15 protein-coding genes are annotated in these 16070 nt (G+C 60.7%); 9 read left to right on the top strand and 6 right to left on the bottom strand.

Annotated features, from left to right (window positions below):
- Window positions 1-106 precede the first annotated feature (106 nt).
- The 4 genes from FFS49_RS37915 (at window position 107) to FFS49_RS37900 (ending at window position 2854) form a co-directional block, all read left to right on the top strand.
- The gene (locus tag FFS49_RS37915) at window positions 107-829 is read left to right on the top strand and encodes a tetratricopeptide repeat protein (RefSeq protein WP_047850693.1); all 723 of its coding nucleotides are present in this window, start codon (window positions 107-109) and stop codon (window positions 827-829) included.
- Window positions 830-868: 39 nt separating this feature from the next.
- Window positions 869-1450 carry a peptidylprolyl isomerase gene (locus tag FFS49_RS37910; RefSeq protein WP_011352517.1) on the top strand — a complete coding sequence of 194 codons (582 nt, stop codon included), beginning with the start codon at window positions 869-871 and terminating at the stop codon, window positions 1448-1450.
- Between the two features lie 88 nt (window positions 1451-1538).
- Entirely contained in the window at window positions 1539-2030 is a 492-nt protein-coding gene (locus tag FFS49_RS37905) for a peptidylprolyl isomerase (RefSeq protein ID WP_006478428.1), read from the top strand.
- A 23-nt stretch (window positions 2031-2053) separates the two neighbouring features.
- Complete coding sequence (locus FFS49_RS37900; RefSeq protein WP_039364704.1) at window positions 2054-2854, top strand: UDP-2,3-diacylglucosamine diphosphatase; 801 nt, start codon at window positions 2054-2056, stop codon at window positions 2852-2854.
- Window positions 2855-2902: 48 nt separating this feature from the next.
- On the opposite strand, the gene cysE is transcribed toward FFS49_RS37900, so the two are convergent.
- On the bottom strand, window positions 2903-3706 hold the full coding sequence (gene cysE / locus FFS49_RS37895) for a serine O-acetyltransferase (protein ID WP_081421096.1): 804 nt from the start codon (window positions 3704-3706) through the stop codon (window positions 2903-2905).
- A 269-nt stretch (window positions 3707-3975) separates the two neighbouring features.
- On the bottom strand, window positions 3976-4800 hold the full coding sequence (locus FFS49_RS37890; RefSeq protein WP_105816899.1) for an RNA methyltransferase: 825 nt from the start codon (window positions 4798-4800) through the stop codon (window positions 3976-3978).
- Window positions 4801-5080: 280 nt separating this feature from the next.
- Here FFS49_RS37890 and FFS49_RS37885 point away from each other — a divergent pair, with 280 nt between their 5' ends.
- Together FFS49_RS37885 and FFS49_RS37880 are read left to right on the top strand one after the other, a co-directional pair.
- Window positions 5081-5884, top strand: a complete 804-nt coding sequence (locus tag FFS49_RS37885) for an inositol monophosphatase family protein (protein ID WP_039364710.1) — start codon at window positions 5081-5083, stop codon at window positions 5882-5884.
- A gap of 312 nt (window positions 5885-6196) precedes the next feature.
- On the top strand, window positions 6197-7819 hold the full coding sequence (locus FFS49_RS37880) for an NAD(P)/FAD-dependent oxidoreductase (protein WP_039364712.1): 1623 nt from the start codon (window positions 6197-6199) through the stop codon (window positions 7817-7819).
- A 399-nt stretch (window positions 7820-8218) separates the two neighbouring features.
- Here the strand turns inward: FFS49_RS37880 and FFS49_RS37875 are convergent, their stop codons facing one another.
- Window positions 8219-8647 carry a hypothetical protein gene (locus FFS49_RS37875; protein WP_137910378.1) on the bottom strand — a complete coding sequence of 143 codons (429 nt, stop codon included), beginning with the start codon at window positions 8645-8647 and terminating at the stop codon, window positions 8219-8221.
- Window positions 8648-10422: 1775 nt separating this feature from the next.
- Between FFS49_RS37875 and FFS49_RS37860 the strand changes: the two genes are divergently transcribed.
- Window positions 10423-10758 carry a hypothetical protein gene (locus FFS49_RS37860; RefSeq protein ID WP_105816902.1) on the top strand — a complete coding sequence of 112 codons (336 nt, stop codon included), beginning with the start codon at window positions 10423-10425 and terminating at the stop codon, window positions 10756-10758.
- 396 nt (window positions 10759-11154) lie between these two features.
- Here FFS49_RS37860 and FFS49_RS37855 read toward each other — a convergent pair whose 3' ends face one another.
- Window positions 11155-11484: a hypothetical protein gene (locus FFS49_RS37855; protein ID WP_105816903.1), complete on the bottom strand. Its 330-nt coding sequence runs from the start codon at window positions 11482-11484 to the stop codon at window positions 11155-11157.
- Window positions 11485-11727: 243 nt separating this feature from the next.
- Between FFS49_RS37855 and FFS49_RS37850 the strand changes: the two genes are divergently transcribed.
- Together FFS49_RS37850 and FFS49_RS37845 are read left to right on the top strand one after the other, a co-directional pair.
- Window positions 11728-12087 (top strand): hypothetical protein, encoded by a 360-nt coding sequence (locus tag FFS49_RS37850; RefSeq protein ID WP_047852812.1) that lies wholly within the window; start codon window positions 11728-11730, stop codon window positions 12085-12087.
- A 551-nt stretch (window positions 12088-12638) separates the two neighbouring features.
- Window positions 12639-13814 (top strand): Swt1 family HEPN domain-containing protein, encoded by a 1176-nt coding sequence (locus FFS49_RS37845; protein WP_137910379.1) that lies wholly within the window; start codon window positions 12639-12641, stop codon window positions 13812-13814.
- A 263-nt stretch (window positions 13815-14077) separates the two neighbouring features.
- Here the strand turns inward: FFS49_RS37845 and FFS49_RS37840 are convergent, their stop codons facing one another.
- Both FFS49_RS37840 and FFS49_RS37835 read right to left on the bottom strand, forming a co-directional pair.
- Complete coding sequence (locus FFS49_RS37840) at window positions 14078-14665, bottom strand: hypothetical protein (protein ID WP_105816904.1); 588 nt, start codon at window positions 14663-14665, stop codon at window positions 14078-14080.
- 375 nt (window positions 14666-15040) lie between these two features.
- Complete coding sequence (locus FFS49_RS37835) at window positions 15041-15280, bottom strand: hypothetical protein (RefSeq protein WP_105816905.1); 240 nt, start codon at window positions 15278-15280, stop codon at window positions 15041-15043.
- Window positions 15281-16070 lie beyond the last annotated feature (790 nt).

Below are 16070 nucleotides of genomic sequence, written 5' to 3'. Positions count from 1 at the left end.
ACAGCGGTGACGGCCACGAGAGGCAAAGAAAGACTGTCTGCCGCTCGCCGGAACGCGCAGACGTTTTGTTAGAATGGCTCGGAGTATAACATTCCGATTTACGCCTATGAAACCTCATCGCGGCCGCGCGCAGAGCGCTGCGACCCTCGTTGCGACCACCGTCATGGGCGTCGCGCTGACGCTTTTCGCGGCTCCCGCGGCGCATGCGCAGAAGGCCCCGGCCACCGCCGACGGCACGCCCGAAATCGACGCGTCGATCGCCGGCAAGCAGTGGAAGCAGGCGCTCGCGCAGCTCGATGCGCGCATCGCATCGAACCCGCACGACGTGCAGGCGCAGTTCAAGCGCGGCACGGTGCTGGCCCGCCTGAACCGCGATGACGACGCGATCCAGCAGTTCGTCGCGATCACGCAGGCGTACCCCGAACTGCCCGAGCCGTACAACAACCTTGCGGCGCTTTACGCGAAGCATGGCCGTTACGACGAAGCGCGCACCGCGCTCGTCACGGCGACGCAATCGAACCCGGGCTACTCGCTCGCATACGAGAACCTCGGCGATCTCTACCTGCGCCTCGCGGCCGAGTCGTACAAGCGCGCACAATCGCTCGGCCGCACGAGCGGCGCGACCGCGCAGCGCCTTGCCGATCTCCAGAAGATCGTGTCGCCGCCGAAGGCCGCGCCGAATGCCCGTGCCACCGCACCGGCCACGCGCGACTACTCCGACCGCGCAGCCGCGAACGTGAGCACCACCACGCTGCCGATGTCGCCGACGTTCCAGTTCAGCGGTCCGTCGGGCGCACTGGCGGCGCCGTACGTCGCGCCGTCGAAATAAGCGGCGCGGCCTTCTTTCCCTCCCAACCTGAGGATCGCAATGAAACGTCTGTTGCTGGCGCTTGGCGGCGCCGCCCTTCTCGCGACCGCGACCGCACCTGCGTTCGCGCAATCGGCTACCGCGCACCCCGTCGTGCAGCTGAAGACCTCGCAGGGCGACATCCGCGTCGAGCTCTACCCGGAGAAGGCGCCGAAGTCCGTCGCCAACTTCCTCGATTACGTGAAGGCCGGCCAGTACAACGGCACGATCTTCCATCGCGTGATCAAGGGCTTCATGATCCAGGGCGGCGGCTACAAGACCAACTTCGAGGAGAAGCCGACCCGCGCGCCGATCCCGCTGGAAAGCCGCAATGGTCTGAAGAACCTGACGGGCACGATCGCGATGGCACGCACGAGCGATCCGAACTCGGCCACCGCGCAGTTCTTCATCAACACGGTCGACAACAGCGGCCTCGACTACCCGAACCCGGACGGCAACGGCTATGCGGTGTTCGGCAAGGTCGTGTCGGGCCTCGACGTCGTGAAGAAGATCGAAGGCGTCGCGACGACCTCGCGCGGCCCGATGCAGGACGTGCCCGCGCAACCGATCGTGATCGAATCGGCCAGCATCGTCTCGAAGTAAGAACCTGCCGGCACGTCCGGCGCCTCACGCGGCCGCGTCGCACGACCGGCCGCGTGCCATTTAAACCGCCTCACCGAAGGAATTCATCATGGTTGAACTGCATACGAACCACGGCGTGATCAAGCTTGAGCTCGACGCCGCGAAGGCACCGAAGACGGTCGAGAACTTCCTGAACTACGTGAAGAAGGGCCACTACGACGGCACCGTGTTCCATCGCGTGATCAACGGCTTCATGATCCAGGGCGGCGGCTTCGAGCCGGGCCTGAAGCAGAAGCCGACCGATGCGCCGATCGACAACGAGGCGAACAACGGCCTGAAGAACGACAACTACACGGTCGCGATGGCGCGCACGAACGATCCGCACTCGGCGACCGCCCAGTTCTTCATCAACGTGAACGACAACGACTTCCTGAACCATTCGTCGCCGACGCCGCAGGGCTGGGGCTACGCCGTGTTCGGCAAGGTCGTCGAAGGCCAGGACGTGGTCGACAAGATCAAGGGCGTCAAGACGGGCAACGCCGGTTTCCACCAGGACGTGCCGACTGACGACGTCGTGATCGAGAAGGCCGTCGTGGTCTGACGCGTCGTTACGGAGGCACTTCGATGTTGCAGGAGAGTCCGCCGCGAAGCGTCTCCGCGGGCGTGCCGGGCGAGCGCGAATACGCGCAAGCCGCACGCCCGTTCCTGTTTCTCTCCGATCTGCACCTGAGCGAAGCGATTCCGAAGACGGTCGCTGCGTTCGAGCATTTCGTGAAATACACCGCCGACAGCGCCGATTCGGTGTTCATCCTCGGCGACCTGTTCGAATACTGGATCGGCGACGACATCCTCGACGACGATCCATTTGCAGCACGCATGGCCGCGCTGATGCACACGTTCTCGGAGCGCGGCATTGCACTCTACGTGATGCACGGCAATCGCGATTTCCTGCTCGGCCGGCGCTTCATGAAGGCAGCCGGCGCGATGCTGCTGCCGGATCCTTCGCTGATCATGGCATTCGGCCAGCGCATCGTGCTCGCCCATGGCGACGCGCAATGCACGGCCGACCGCGGCTACCAGGTGTTCCGCCGCTTCGCACGCAACCGCGCTGCGCAATGGCTGTTTCTCGCATGGCCGTTCCGCTGGCGCCGCGCGCTCGCGCAGCGCATGCGCTCGAACAGCGAAGCGGGCCGGATGCGCCCCGCTTCGGCGATTTACGATGTCACGCGTGACGGCGTGGCCGCGCTATTCCGGAAAAGCCGCGCGAGCGTGATCATTCACGGCCACACGCACCGCCCCGCGCGGCACATGGAACCGGGTGGCATCCGCTGGGTGCTGCCCGACTGGGATCTCGACCACGGCAAGCCGCGCGGCGGCTACCTGCGCGTCGATGCGGAAGGCATCCACGCGATGCCGCTCGACTGACACCGCCGCTGCCGTCGCACCAACCGGCAACAGCGGGCATCCATTGAATTACACCTGGCGCTCGACCGACTTGCCTTCCAGCACGGCCGACAGCCGGCGCAGATCGAGGCGCGCCGCATCGGCGCCCTGCAGCGTTTCCAGATGCGTGCCGAGCCGCTCGAGTGCGGCGACGATCTCGTCGACGCGGCGGCTTTCCTTCGCCGCGTGATCGATCAGGCCATGAATCGCAAGCGACATCGGATCGTCGGCATTCGGCGTGATCCCGTATGCGCAGAACGCCGCGCGTTCGGGCTGCGGCTTCGGCTGCGCCGGCATCACGATGCGCGCCGGATTGCCGACCGCCGTACCGCCCGCCGGCACCGGCTTCACGACGACCGCATTCGAGCCGATCTTCGCGCCCGCACCGACCGTGAAGCCGCCGAGCACCTTCGCGCCGGCGCCGACGATCACGCCTGCCTCGAGCGTCGGGTGGCGCTTGGCGCCGCGCGTGAGCGACGTGCCGCCCAGCGTCACGCCCTGATAGATCGTGCAATCGTCGCCGACGATCGCCGTCTCGCCGATCACGACGCCCATCCCGTGATCGATGAACACGCGCCGGCCGATCGTCGCGCCGGGGTGAATCTCGATCCCCGTCAGGAACCGGCCGGCCTGCGACGCGAAACGCGCGAGCCAGTAGCGCTTCGCGCGCCAGCATGCATGCGCGAAACGATGCAGCACGAGCGCATGCAACCCCGGATAACAGGTCAGCACTTCCCATGCACTGCGAGCGGCGGGATCCCGCTCGCGAATCGTTGCAACGTCTTCGCGCAGTCTCGTGAACATGATGTGGTCTGGGAAAAGGCCGGCGCGCATCGCCGACGATGACCGGCCGTTATCGCGCCGGGTAATTTACTTATGACGTTTTGCGATTGTAGGGCGAGTCACGAACGGCCGCACGCGCTCGCCAGTTCACCCCGCAGACGGCGCGGGTATTCGGGCGGAACGCTTGCTGTTGCCGGGTTTGCGGGGTGGTCGACCAAGTGGAGCAAGCCGCCCCGGCGCTTTCGGTGGCCAACCCGGCACCCGCCCACGGGGTGGTTGCCCCGCGCGCCGGGACATCCGGCAATCCGTGCGCCGACCGCTTACGCGTCGCCGCCGGGCTTGCCCGATTTCAGCAGGATGTGCTTCGCGACACCGCGCAGGATGTTGACCTCCTCGCGCTCGAGGCCCGTGCGTGCGAACAGCCGCCGCAGCCGCGGCATCAGTTTCTTCGGATTGCGCGGATCGAGGAAATCGAGCGCGATCAGCGCGTTCTCGAGGTGCACGTACATCCGCTCGATCTCGTCGCTCTGCGCAAGCGTGCCGGCTTCGGCCGACGGTTGCGCCGGCGGCTCGCTCGCCTGCTCGAGAAACGCGACGCGCAACTCGTACGCAAGCACTTGCACGGCCTGTGCGAGATTCAGCGAACTGTAGGCCGGGTTCGCTGGAATATGCGCCAGCGCGCTGCACTGCTCGACATGCTCGTTCGCGAGGCCCGTGCGCTCGTTGCCGAACACGAGCGCGATGTCGCCCGTGCCGACCTGCGCGCATGCCTGCGTGGCCGCGGCACGCGGCGCCAGGCGCGGCGGCCCGTATTCGCGCGTGCGTGCGGTCAGCGCGATCGACCAGTGAACGCCGGACAGCGCGTCGCCGAGCGTCGGCACGACGTGCGCGGACGCGAGGACGTCGTCCGCGCCGCTGGCCATCGCGATCGCCTCGGGATCGCTCTGCACGTGCGGCACGCGCGGCGCGACCAGCACGAGACGTGAAAAGCCCATCGTTTTCAGTGCGCGGGCAGCCGCCCCGACATTGCCGGGATGGCTCGGCTCGACGAGCACGAAACGGGTGGACGTGAAGCCGCCGGACGGCGACCAGGACGAGGCCGCGCCCGGCTCGGACGGCGCGGCGGTGATCTGCGGGGTTTCCACTACGATACGACTCGGTTCATCAGAATGGCAGTATGGTATCGCCATCGTCGCAGCAAACCCACTCGTCCGGACGGATAGTGGGGGTTTCCCCGTATTCCGGTTACCTGAAACCGCCAAAAATCGGGTAAAATCATGCCTTTACGCGTTGCACACCGTGCAGCGCGGGTCGTACCCCGTTCTTTGTCAATTCGCGTCTCATCTCGCCTGCCGCGCTTGCGCCGTGCCGGGCGGTTGTTCCACTTCGTGGCGGCCCGTGCCGCCGGCTACAGGATCCAGGCTCATGCATCCCATGCTCAACATTGCTGTCAAGGCTGCGCGCCGCGCCGGACAGATCATCAATCGCGCTTCCCTCGATCTCGACCTGATCGAGATCCGCAAGAAGCAGCAGAACGACTTCGTCACCGAAGTGGACAAGGCCGCCGAAGACGCGATCATCGAGACGCTGAAGACCGCCTACCCCGACCACGCGATCCTCGCGGAAGAATCGGGCGAATCGGAGAACGAATCCGAATTCAAGTGGATCATCGATCCGCTCGACGGCACGACCAACTTCATCCACGGCTTCCCGTACTACTGCGTATCGATCGCGCTCGAGCACAAGGGCGTCGTCACGCAGGCTGTCGTCTACGATCCGAACAAGAACGACCTGTTCACGGCCACCCGCGGCCGCGGCGCGTACCTGAACGACCGCCGCATCCGCGTCGGCCGCCGCGACCGCCTGTCGGACGCACTGGTCGGCACGGGCTTCCCGTTCCGCGAAAAGGACGGCCTCGATGCCTACGCGCGCCTCTTCACCGAAATGACGCAGGCCTGCACGGGCCTGCGCCGTCCGGGCGCAGCCGCACTCGATCTCGCGAACGTCGCGGCCGGCCGCCTCGACGCGTTCTTCGAACAGGGCATCAACGTGTGGGACATGGCGGCGGGCAGCCTGCTGATCACCGAGGCCGGTGGCCTCGTCGGCAACTACACGGGCGACGCCGATTTCCTGCATCGCCATGAAATCGTCGCCGCGAACCCGAAGATCTACGCGCAGATGATCCCGATCCTGAAGGGTTACACGCACGTGCATCCGGCGGCAGAGTAAGCCCCGGCCGCGCCTGCACGGCGCGGCTTTCGCGCTTACCGCTCGCGGGCATCGTCATGACGGCGCGCCATTCGCCTCCCGATGCCGGGAGGCGGGACAATCTTCCCGCACAAGGGTCGCTTCGTGCGCCTATCCTGAAGTTGCTTGAGTTGTTCGGGCCGGTCGGCGCACTTGCGCATGCACGGCCCTTCCCGCAATGACAATGATGGGTTTGCGTCCGGCATGCCCGGACGGCGGACGACACCGCCGGCCAGCCGGCCCCCGACCGTATCAACACCGCCACGACGCCGTGGCAATCGCATCCGAGTTCCCATGTTACGGCTAAGCGAAATTAAACTCCCCCTCGACCACCCCGAGAGCGCGCTCGAGGCCGCGATTCGCGCGCGCCTCGCGGAGCTTGGCGTGGCCGCGGACGGGCTCCTCCGTTACACCGTGTTCCGCCGTGCGCACGATGCGCGCAAGCGCGCCGACATCAAGCTCACGTATATCGTCGATGTCGAAGTCACGGACGAAGCGGCCGCGATCAAGCGCCTCGCCGGCAAGCCGCATTGCGGCGTGACGCCCGACATGGCGTACCACTTCGTCACGAAGGCGCCCGAGCACGGCAATTTCCTGCGCCCGGTCGTGATCGGCATGGGGCCGTGCGGCCTGTTCGCGGGGCTGATCCTCGCACAGATGGGTTTCCGCCCCATCATCCTGGAACGCGGCAAGGCCGTGCGCGAACGCACCAAGGACACCTTCGGCCTGTGGCGCAAGAGCGTGCTCAACCCCGAATCCAACGTGCAGTTCGGCGAAGGCGGGGCCGGGACGTTCTCCGACGGCAAGCTGTACAGCCAGATCAAGGATCCGAACCACTATGGCCGCAAGGTGCTGGACGAATTCGTCAAGGCCGGTGCGCCGGACGACATCCTGTATCTGAGCCGGCCGCACATCGGCACGTTCCGCCTCGTCAGCATGGTGGAAAAGATGCGCGCGTCCATCCACGAACTGGGTGGCGAAGTGCGTTTCGAAACGCGGGTCGACGACATCGAGATCGATCAGGGCAAGGTGCGCTCGCTGAAGCTGTCGAACGGCGAAACGCTGCAGTGCGACCACGTGGTGCTGGCCGTGGGCCACAGCGCGCGCGACACCTTCCAGATGCTGCACGATCGCGGCGTCTTTATCGAAGCCAAGCCGTTCTCGCTGGGTTTTCGCATCGAGCATCCGCAGGGGCTGATCGATCGCAGCCGCTTCGGCAAGTTCGCGGGCCACAAGCAGCTCGGCGCGGCGGACTACAAGGTGGTGCATCACTGCAGCAATGGGCGCGCCGTCTACAGCTTCTGCATGTGCCCGGGCGGCACGGTGGTCGCGGCGACCTCCGAGCCGGGCCGCGTGGTCACCAACGGCATGAGCCAGTATTCGCGCGCCGAGCGCAACGCGAATGCGGGCATCGTCGTCGGCATCACGCCGGACGACTATCCCGGCGGCCCGCTGGCGGGCATCGCGTTCCAGCGCAAATGGGAAGAGCGGGCGTTCGAACTCGGCGGCGGCGATTACCGCGCGCCGGGCCAGCTGGTTGGCGATTTCATCGCCGGCCGGCCGTCGACGTCGCTGGGCTCCGTGGAGCCGTCGTACAAGCCGGGCGTGAACCCGACCGATCTCAGCACCGCGCTGCCGGACTACGTGATCGAAGCGATCCGCGAAGCCCTCCCCGAGATCGACAAGAAGATCGCCGGCTTCGCGATGCACGATGCGGTGCTCACCGGTGTCGAAACGCGCACTTCGTCGCCGATCCGGATTCGACGCAAGGACGATTACCAGAGCATGAACGTCGAGGGGCTGTATCCGGCGGGTGAAGGTGCGGGGTATGCGGGCGGCATCTATTCGGCGGCCATCGACGGCATCGAAGTCGCGCAAGCGGTGGCGCTCAGCATGACGTCGGGGCAAGCGGCCTGATGTACGAGACCAGTCGGCGCGCGAAGGTTCTCGACCTGAGCGGCGCCGACCGTCTCATGGCCGGCCAGGAGTGCGATCGGACGGCGGCGCAAGAATGACCGCCGCCGGTCGCGCAATCTCCGGCAACCTGGCCGAATGGCCAACTTCGCGCGTGCATGCCGAAGCCACTGGTAAACTCGGGCAACCAAAGCAACAACTTCACGCCTGACTTATGACCACGCTGTCGCCCGACGCCTTCGCCGGCCACACTCCAATGATGCAGCAGTATCTGCGCCCTATCTGACAAGGGTCAGCGCACAAACCTACGCTAAGACCTACGCCAGCCTTTTCGGGCGATCGGTCTTTACCGACCCGAAGAGGCCCTTGGTTTCACTCTAAGGCGGACATCCCAAGGTGGTTTCAAATGTAAAGAGCCCGGCTTCCTTCGGATGACGTTCGCACTCGTTTTGCGAAGCCTTCAAAGAAAAACGGAATGTTGTCGCCGGCGTCTCCGGATAAACGGCCACGGACCTTATCCCAGGTTCCAAGCGCTGTGTGGCTTTGTGGATTACCAACTACAAGCACCGGCTGATTTCGTTCTTCGAGCCATGAGTACGTACCGCCGAACTGCTGTCGACCGACTTCCAGAATGTAACAACCGAATCGAGTCACAATTCCCTCAACCGTTTCAGATGGAAGGTCGTCTCGGTACGTCGAAGCCTCTGCAAGCATCTCTTCCACAATCTGTAGACTTTCCTCCGATAAATCTAACTTTCCGTCAGCGCGATCATTGAAATCGGCCTGAGCCTGTGCTGCGAGGCGTTGCACTTCCTGCTGGAGTTCACTCATATTGAATCGAAATTGGGAGTTCGAAAGGATCCGCTTGGAATTGTCCGCAAGATAGAGGCGAATGTCGATCGACTATTTCTTGCTGCGGATTCAACCGGTCGCGTTCCCCGGCAACTGGCCGGATGGCGAACTTCGACCGATCCCGTGCGGGCTGCTGATAAACTCGGGCTGCCAAAGCAACTTTTCCCGGTCACATGAGCACGCACCCCACCGCAGCACCTGCACCCGTCACTCCAATGATGCAGCAGTACCTGCGCCTTGCGTGACAAGAGTCAGCACTGAAACCTACGCCAAGACCTACGCTCGGCGCTTTCTACTTCGCTCATCGCGCGACCGTCCGCGAATCCTGCTGAATCCCCGTTTTGACGGTTCGAGTGAAATCGGAAACGCTGAGGGGAACTGTATCCGCCTTTGCGTTTGAGCGCGTCTTCCCCGCGACGCGTAGGATCGCGCCCAAGTGTTCATAAAAACACGCGAGCTGTCGCGCATCGGACGACAATCTCTCTAGATCGAACGCCCTCTCAAGCACCGTCCGCGGCAGATGAAACCGCTGAAGTCCGCGCCCCACGCGAAGCTGAAAAACCACCCCATCGCTGTTATGCGGTACTCCTGCCCATACAAGCGAGCCGCAATCCATGATGCCTCCGGAAAATCCCTATCGTCAGATCAATATGCCAGCGATTCTCAGTCCGCACATTAATATTTCAAAATTGTGGCGATTGGCGTACTGACATATTCGCAATACTCCCAATATTGCGCCGCAACATAAACTTCCGTAGACTGAATTTTCGCCTTTGAAGCACTTGCCCCTCAGTCGCCCCATGACGGGACAGCACGCCATGACGACTTCTTCACCAGCACTGAGCCAATCCTTGCACGCCCTCCACGTGTTCGAACAAGATGGAGGTTGGCATTGGGGCATCACGGTGCCTCGCTCCGTGGGATGCGGGTTCAAACTGATCGCATTCAGCAAGCACATCCTTCCCAGCCAAGACACTGCCCAACGAGATGGCAGTCAAGCGCTGGCTGCGATTGTCGCAAGTGCGGGTGCCTGAACTTGTCGTCTCCAGCGCGGACAGCCCGCTTGAGTTTTCACGTCTAGATGCAATACTCGAATCACCCTTCAAAGCGAAAACAGTTACCACCTACCATGACTGACTCTCCGATTTGCCTGACTCCCCCAATCGTCTGCGACGACCTAAGCCTGTCGTTCTCTGCCTACGGTCCGGGTTGGGGGTACGTCGCAATCAGGCTTCCGGCGGAAGTCATTCGAGAGAAGTTAAGCGCAAGCGCTGCCGCGCCGGAGCACTTGCTCAACGCGTTCGAACGCAATCGCGATAAGATTGCTGTCGCGGTCAACCGACATGCATTGCCGGACGACGGCCGGCACATACAACTAGACAAGTCCGACTTCTAGATCCGAACCAGCGAGTGAGTGGTGCTCGGATCAACGTGTTAGCTGCGCCTATGTGAACGCATGCGGTTGTTTCGCCGCGCCGATCCCGAGCAACTGAGCAAACGACGAACTCCCCTCAGCCGCGTCTTACCCGCTGGTAAACTCGGGCGGCCAAAGCAACTTTCCCCGTTCAAACGAGCACGCAACCCACCGCAGCACTTGCAACAGTCACCCCAATGATGCAGCAGTAAGCGCCCGTTGCAGTCCGGCCTCCTTCGCGGTGTATTCTTCGCCGGCGGCCCCTCCCGCACTGGCCTGCTATAGTTAAAAACCCTTCCGTCGCTACCTGACAGAAATGTGCTGCGAAGCTTGTAATCAGATGCTCAGCGATACCTGGGCGCCGCACGTTGGGCTTCTGGCGCTGCGACGGCCGCGAAAGCTGCGGCCGCTCGGCCGCACACCGGTGCTCGTTCAGGCGTACCGTTGTCAATCTTGCGGGACGAACTGGATAAGCGAAACCGACCCCGATGCGGCAGACCGGACGGAATGGATTTGCCTGCATCGAGCGTCAAGTATTCTGGACCCGATAGCGGTCTTCGACGAGCAGGCAGCGAGCCAGATCAATCGGCTCGCCGAACGCCCTGGCACCGAGGCGCAACGGATGCGCAACGACGTTCAGGGCGACGGCTACACCGCGAAGCTCATTGCCAGCTGATACGGAAATCCGTCCTAGACCGTGAACGAGCGACCGTAGATGGCCGTTAGCTGTCTCTCGCCATCACCGGCGACACCTGGCCGGATGGCGAACTTCGAGCGGTCCCGTCAGGCCCACTGGTAAACTCGGGGGGCCAAAGCAACTTTTCCCCGGTCACATGAGCACGCAACCCACGGCAGCACCTGCACCCGTCACTCCAATGATGCAGCAGTACCTGCGGCTTATCTGACAAGGGTCGGCGCACAAAGCTACGCCGACACCTACGCCTACCCTTTTGGACGCGGGCCGTTACCGACCCACAACGGTCGTGCATCCTTCTAGACAGGGGACATTCACTCAAGCAATTGACACCGCCTCACCGCGCGAAGCCGCGCCACTACAGATCAGAGAGGTAGTTTACTCATAGATCTTGCCTGCCATCAAAATATCAGCGGCGCGGCGCCAAGGATTTTCCGACGGTGTGTAATATTTCAATCCCTTTGTGGACGCATTTGCCCATGCGCACGAGGCCTCCAGGAAGGCGCCGATGGAACCATTTTCCCAGCCCAATACACCACTGGAATAGGGTGATGATGGCATGGTCGCTTCGATTTCTGCTTCAGTGAACCAGTCAGTCGCGAGATGCGCCAGAAATTCCACGAAAGAGCGCTCATCGGAAACTTGCTCCAACGCGTCTCTTAGCTTCGTCGCCATTTCGGTTTTCAACTTGTGTTGTTTGTGTTCCATGCTGTGCCTTTTTTTCTCGATACTTTGAGCAGCGATTGTCGCTAATCCGGAGCATGACGTCGAACGTCTCAAAGTGGCCGGCAGCCGCCGGTCGTGATCTCCAGCAACTGGCCGAACGGTGAACTTCGAGCGGTCCCGTGCGGCCCGCTGGTAAACTCGGACAGTCGAGCCCACCTCTGGCCGTGCGGCACTACCACCCAATAACGACTCATCATAAGTGGACGCACTTTAGGATCTCGGAAAATGACTGATAAATTCGACGGTTACACAGAAGCCCTCACCGCCTTAATTCGTGAAGCCATTCGCTGCTCACCTGAGTCTTGGGACAAGGGGCAACTGACGATTCAATGCGATGGTCACCGCATCGACTACAAGCTCAAAAATGCGGGTTCCGAGGATAAAGCAGTCATCTCAAAGGAGCTTGCCCAACTGTGTGAGGATTACTGGGGAGCTTTCATGAAAAATGGCGAGCCTTGGATCGAGTCGGAGGTCGAGTTCCTGCGGGTCGACGGTGAATGGACATTCAACGCCAACTACAAGTATCCGACGCAACCTGCCCCTGCCGTCCAGCCACGCAAGCCGTTCTGGAAATTCTGGCACTAGCAAGATAATCAGATCGGGACGTAGACGTCTTGGGGACGTCGCCCGGCAGGTTCCCACAACCACTCTTGGCCAGTAGCTGCCGCTTTCCATCGCCGACAACTAGCCGGATGGCGAACTTAGAGTGATCCCGCGCGAGCCACTGGTAAACTCGGGCAAAGCAACTTTTCCCGGTCACATGAGCATGCACCCCACCGCAGCACCTGCACCCGTCACTCCAATGATGCAGCAGTACCTGCACCTTATCTGATAAGGCGCAGCACACAAAGCTACGCCGAGACCTACGCTCACCCATTTGGGAGCCACCGTCGCTGCCCCAGAGCGGTCTTCGGTCACACCCGTTCAATTTGCTTCACTGGCAACGGTCACTCGCCGTCGCCAACAACTGGCCGGATGGCGAACTTCGAGCGGCCCCTTTCTGGCCGCTGGCAAACTCGGCCCCCCAATCCTTATCTTCTGTAGTAAATTCAGAACTGAACAAAATTTGCCATAGACGAACCGAAATTGAATGCACTCTCGGGCGCACGGCAAAATCACGCAACGGGGAAATAGCTATGGAATGGCGTCCAGCAGAAGCAGGTGATAGCCGCAACTTCAAAATACCGGAACGATGGCTGCACGTTTATTACTACGAGGCCTTCAACATCCTTTTTCGATTCGAAAATGCCCTTCGGCTATTCGTCTACGTAGTCCTTAAGCGTCAGTTCGGGAAGGATTGGGATTTGGCCGCCCTAGGGGATGGCATCACAATTAGAACTGAAACAAAGAAGCGAATTCATCAGACCCGAGAATATGGATATCTCGGTTACGAGGTTTCATCACCAATGCTATTTTTGAATAGCGGTGAACTTACGCAAATAATCACCTCCGAAGTTTATTGGAAACACTTCGCGCCTTTTTTTCGAGCAAGCAAAGCCATCGTACTTACCAAGCTTCAGGAGATTGGAACTGTTAGAAATTCACTGGCACACTTTCGACCAATCAAGCAAGATGACATCGACCTCATTAAACAAAACTCAAAACATTTACTGATTGAGATCGAAAATTGCCTCGTACAGCTAACCTCGATAAGTGACGTGGTTCCAACCAATTCCGAGGATGCATGGTACAAAGAGCTGAAACCAATAGGAAATGATCATTGGCGAACAAATCTACTTTCGAGCCGCGATCAACAGTGGATTAGAACACAGCTCACCTATACCATCCCGGTCTTGCAAAAGAATGGGCCAACAAAATACTCTAATTACAGAGTTGGAACGCTTCGAACCTCTCAAATACTTCGCCTTTACCCAGAAATAAGAGAAACTTGCATCTATCTAAGCGAGAGCGCTGTCCATCCAAGAATGATCGATAACGAAACACTCCAAGCAGCCAAGACGATAAGCATTGTTTTCTCAAAATCCACACTTGAATCTAATTCGAGTGAAATTGGGACAGCACTAAAGGCACTAGCACTTAAGGTAGAGGCCGAGACCGAATTAATTCAGCAAGATGCCCTTGCTCGCGGGGAGCTGGTTGAGGCAAAAAATATATCGGCCTTCCATCGCGATGGTACTTCAGGATATACCTATTGGGATTTCAACACTGAATCCCTGACCACATCGGTAGCAGATATAGACGAAGTTGAATATTGGGGACAAAGGTCGCATTACACGACTGACTTCATTTCATCTACATCTCACTACCCATGGATGCCGTCCTCAGTGTCAGAAGAGGAAATTCCCTTCTAGAAGGAGCGCTAGCAGCGCATATAGCACGTCGACACAGAGAGATTAGAGCCGTAGCGCGGACGTGAAAAATCCCGTCGAAGCGTGGCTTTTACTCAATGTGCGAGCTGGAGGCGAAGCGACCTAAACGGCTTTGCAGGCCGTCAGAACTCTTCGAAAATCAGTGCGTTGAGGTATTTGACCATCCAACTCAGCCGCCCCAGAAGCACGGACGGGTGACATTGCCCCAGACAAGGTTAGGTAGTCGAACCCGGCCGGCAGGAACTCTAGTTCACCCCACCGCCGCCGAACGGAGAAAGGTCATCCGGCTTCTCTACACGGTCCCCGACCGGATCGTCGTGGTTGATCGGATCACCGGCACTCGGAATCCCTGGTTCGGCCGGGTCCAAAGCCAAATCACTACGCTGCTCGTTCCACTTGAGCTGACCACCGCGCAGACTTTCTTGAGGCATTGTCTCCAAGGCACCCGACTGATCGCTTTTGCTGGCAGTATCCGGATTTGCAGCGGTGTATTCGGGGGGATCTTCAATTGTCGCCACGCCACCGGGACGCGCCACGGCGGGGTTGCTTTCCTGCGTCTGCTGCCCTACTGCGCCCGTCGAGTGCGCCGTCGACTGATACGCCGTGCCTCTGAGCACGGAGGCCGTCGCGTCGGCCGGCGACGAAGCTTGCTGCGAAGTGCCTACACCACCCCAGTTACCTCCGGCGGTAGCCTCGGCCGGCCGCTCGACGTACGCTGGAGTCGGCACTTGGATGCTTTGATGCGGCTGCTTTACCACACTCCCTGCGGAACCTTCCGCGTTGGCCCGCGTCACCGCGTCGTCCTTCGACGTATCCGAGCTATGGGTCGACATCTTGTTCTCCTCGCTTCACCTAGGATTGGCACCGAGAACAATGGTAGGACAAAAAGAAGAGCGCCACCTGAGATTCGCTCCAGTGACCGCTTGGACAGCTGCTGCGAAGGGCCGGCAGCCAAAGCAGCTTTTCCCGGGCACATGAGCACGCAACTCACCGCCGCACCTGCACCCGTCACTCCAATGGTGCAGCAGTACCTTCGCCTTATCTGACAAGGCTCTACGTACAAACCTTCGCCAAGACCTACGCTCGCCCCTTCCTGGATCGTCAGTTAGGCGAGTTGACGACATTATTTTGACAGGACCGCAGAACGTGGCGGGTGGCCCTCCCCTGTGCGATCGCTGAGCCTATTGAGCCGGGAAACGAAGATGGAATCAGTCAACGGGACCGAGTAACACGTCGATTGCGGCTTGACCGGCGATTTCGGCTACCAGATAGGCCCATCGTTCAGTAAAAGGGCCGTTGCGCAGCGGTATGCGGCCTCCCCGCGCGCCGAGCACTTCGAGGTTTGTTCCGCCTTTTATCTGAAAAGTCACGTCAAACGTGTCCTCATCAGCAGCCGGAGTCAACTCGACCTGAATCTCGAAGCCGCGATACACGATCATTCGGTGCATGAAAACCCCCTTTCGTCATCGGAGACTAACATGAGGCAGCACTGGACGGCTTGCGCAACTATTGGGCTAGGTGCTCACGCTTGCGCCGCCACGCGATCTTCAAAATCTGCTTACCGGAGCGTTTAGGACCGCATCTGCCAATTCGGTGAATGCGCCCCGATTGTAGGTGATCCAAGCGAATGTGCCGAACGTCCGCAAGTGGCTGGCAGCGGCCGGTCGTGATCTCCGGCAACTGGCCGAACGGCGAACTTCGAACGGTCACATGAGCACGCACCCCACCGCAGCACCTGCACCCGTCACTCCAATGATGCAGCAGTACCTGCGCCTCGTCTGAGAAGGATCGGCGAACCTACGCCTGTGCTTTTGGGGACCGGCAGTTACCGACCCGTTGCGGGCGTTCAGCAAGTTTCTGCAAACGTCCCAACGCGGTTCAAAAGCGGGCATCCGGCTCGCTCAACGCTAGCGTCGCCGGATGGAGCCGGTGAACGGTTGGTAGTAACTGAAATAATGCAGGTAGGCGAAGTTCATCGAAAGTCAACAGTCCCTAGTATCGCCGCCCGTAGCCTTCGCGATACAGCGTCGCGCCGATAGACGTCAGCAACGCAATGTCTTCTTCTCCTAATGTATCCCACACTCCCGCCAGCCAACCAGCGAAGCCGGTACAAGCATGGTCTAGATTGTTGATTTCCACCGAGTCTTAACCCACCGATTTCATCTAAATCTGACCCACCCCGAGACAGCGTAGTACATCTATTCCGGTGTGGATAACTCTTCGTTACCCGCTGGTTTT

The sequence above is a fragment of the Burkholderia sp. 4NA327C6 genome, from assembly GCF_005502655.1.
GTDB classification, from domain to species: Bacteria; Pseudomonadota; Gammaproteobacteria; order Burkholderiales; family Burkholderiaceae; genus Burkholderia; species Burkholderia contaminans.
This window is presented reverse-complemented; position numbering and strand designations above follow the sequence as displayed.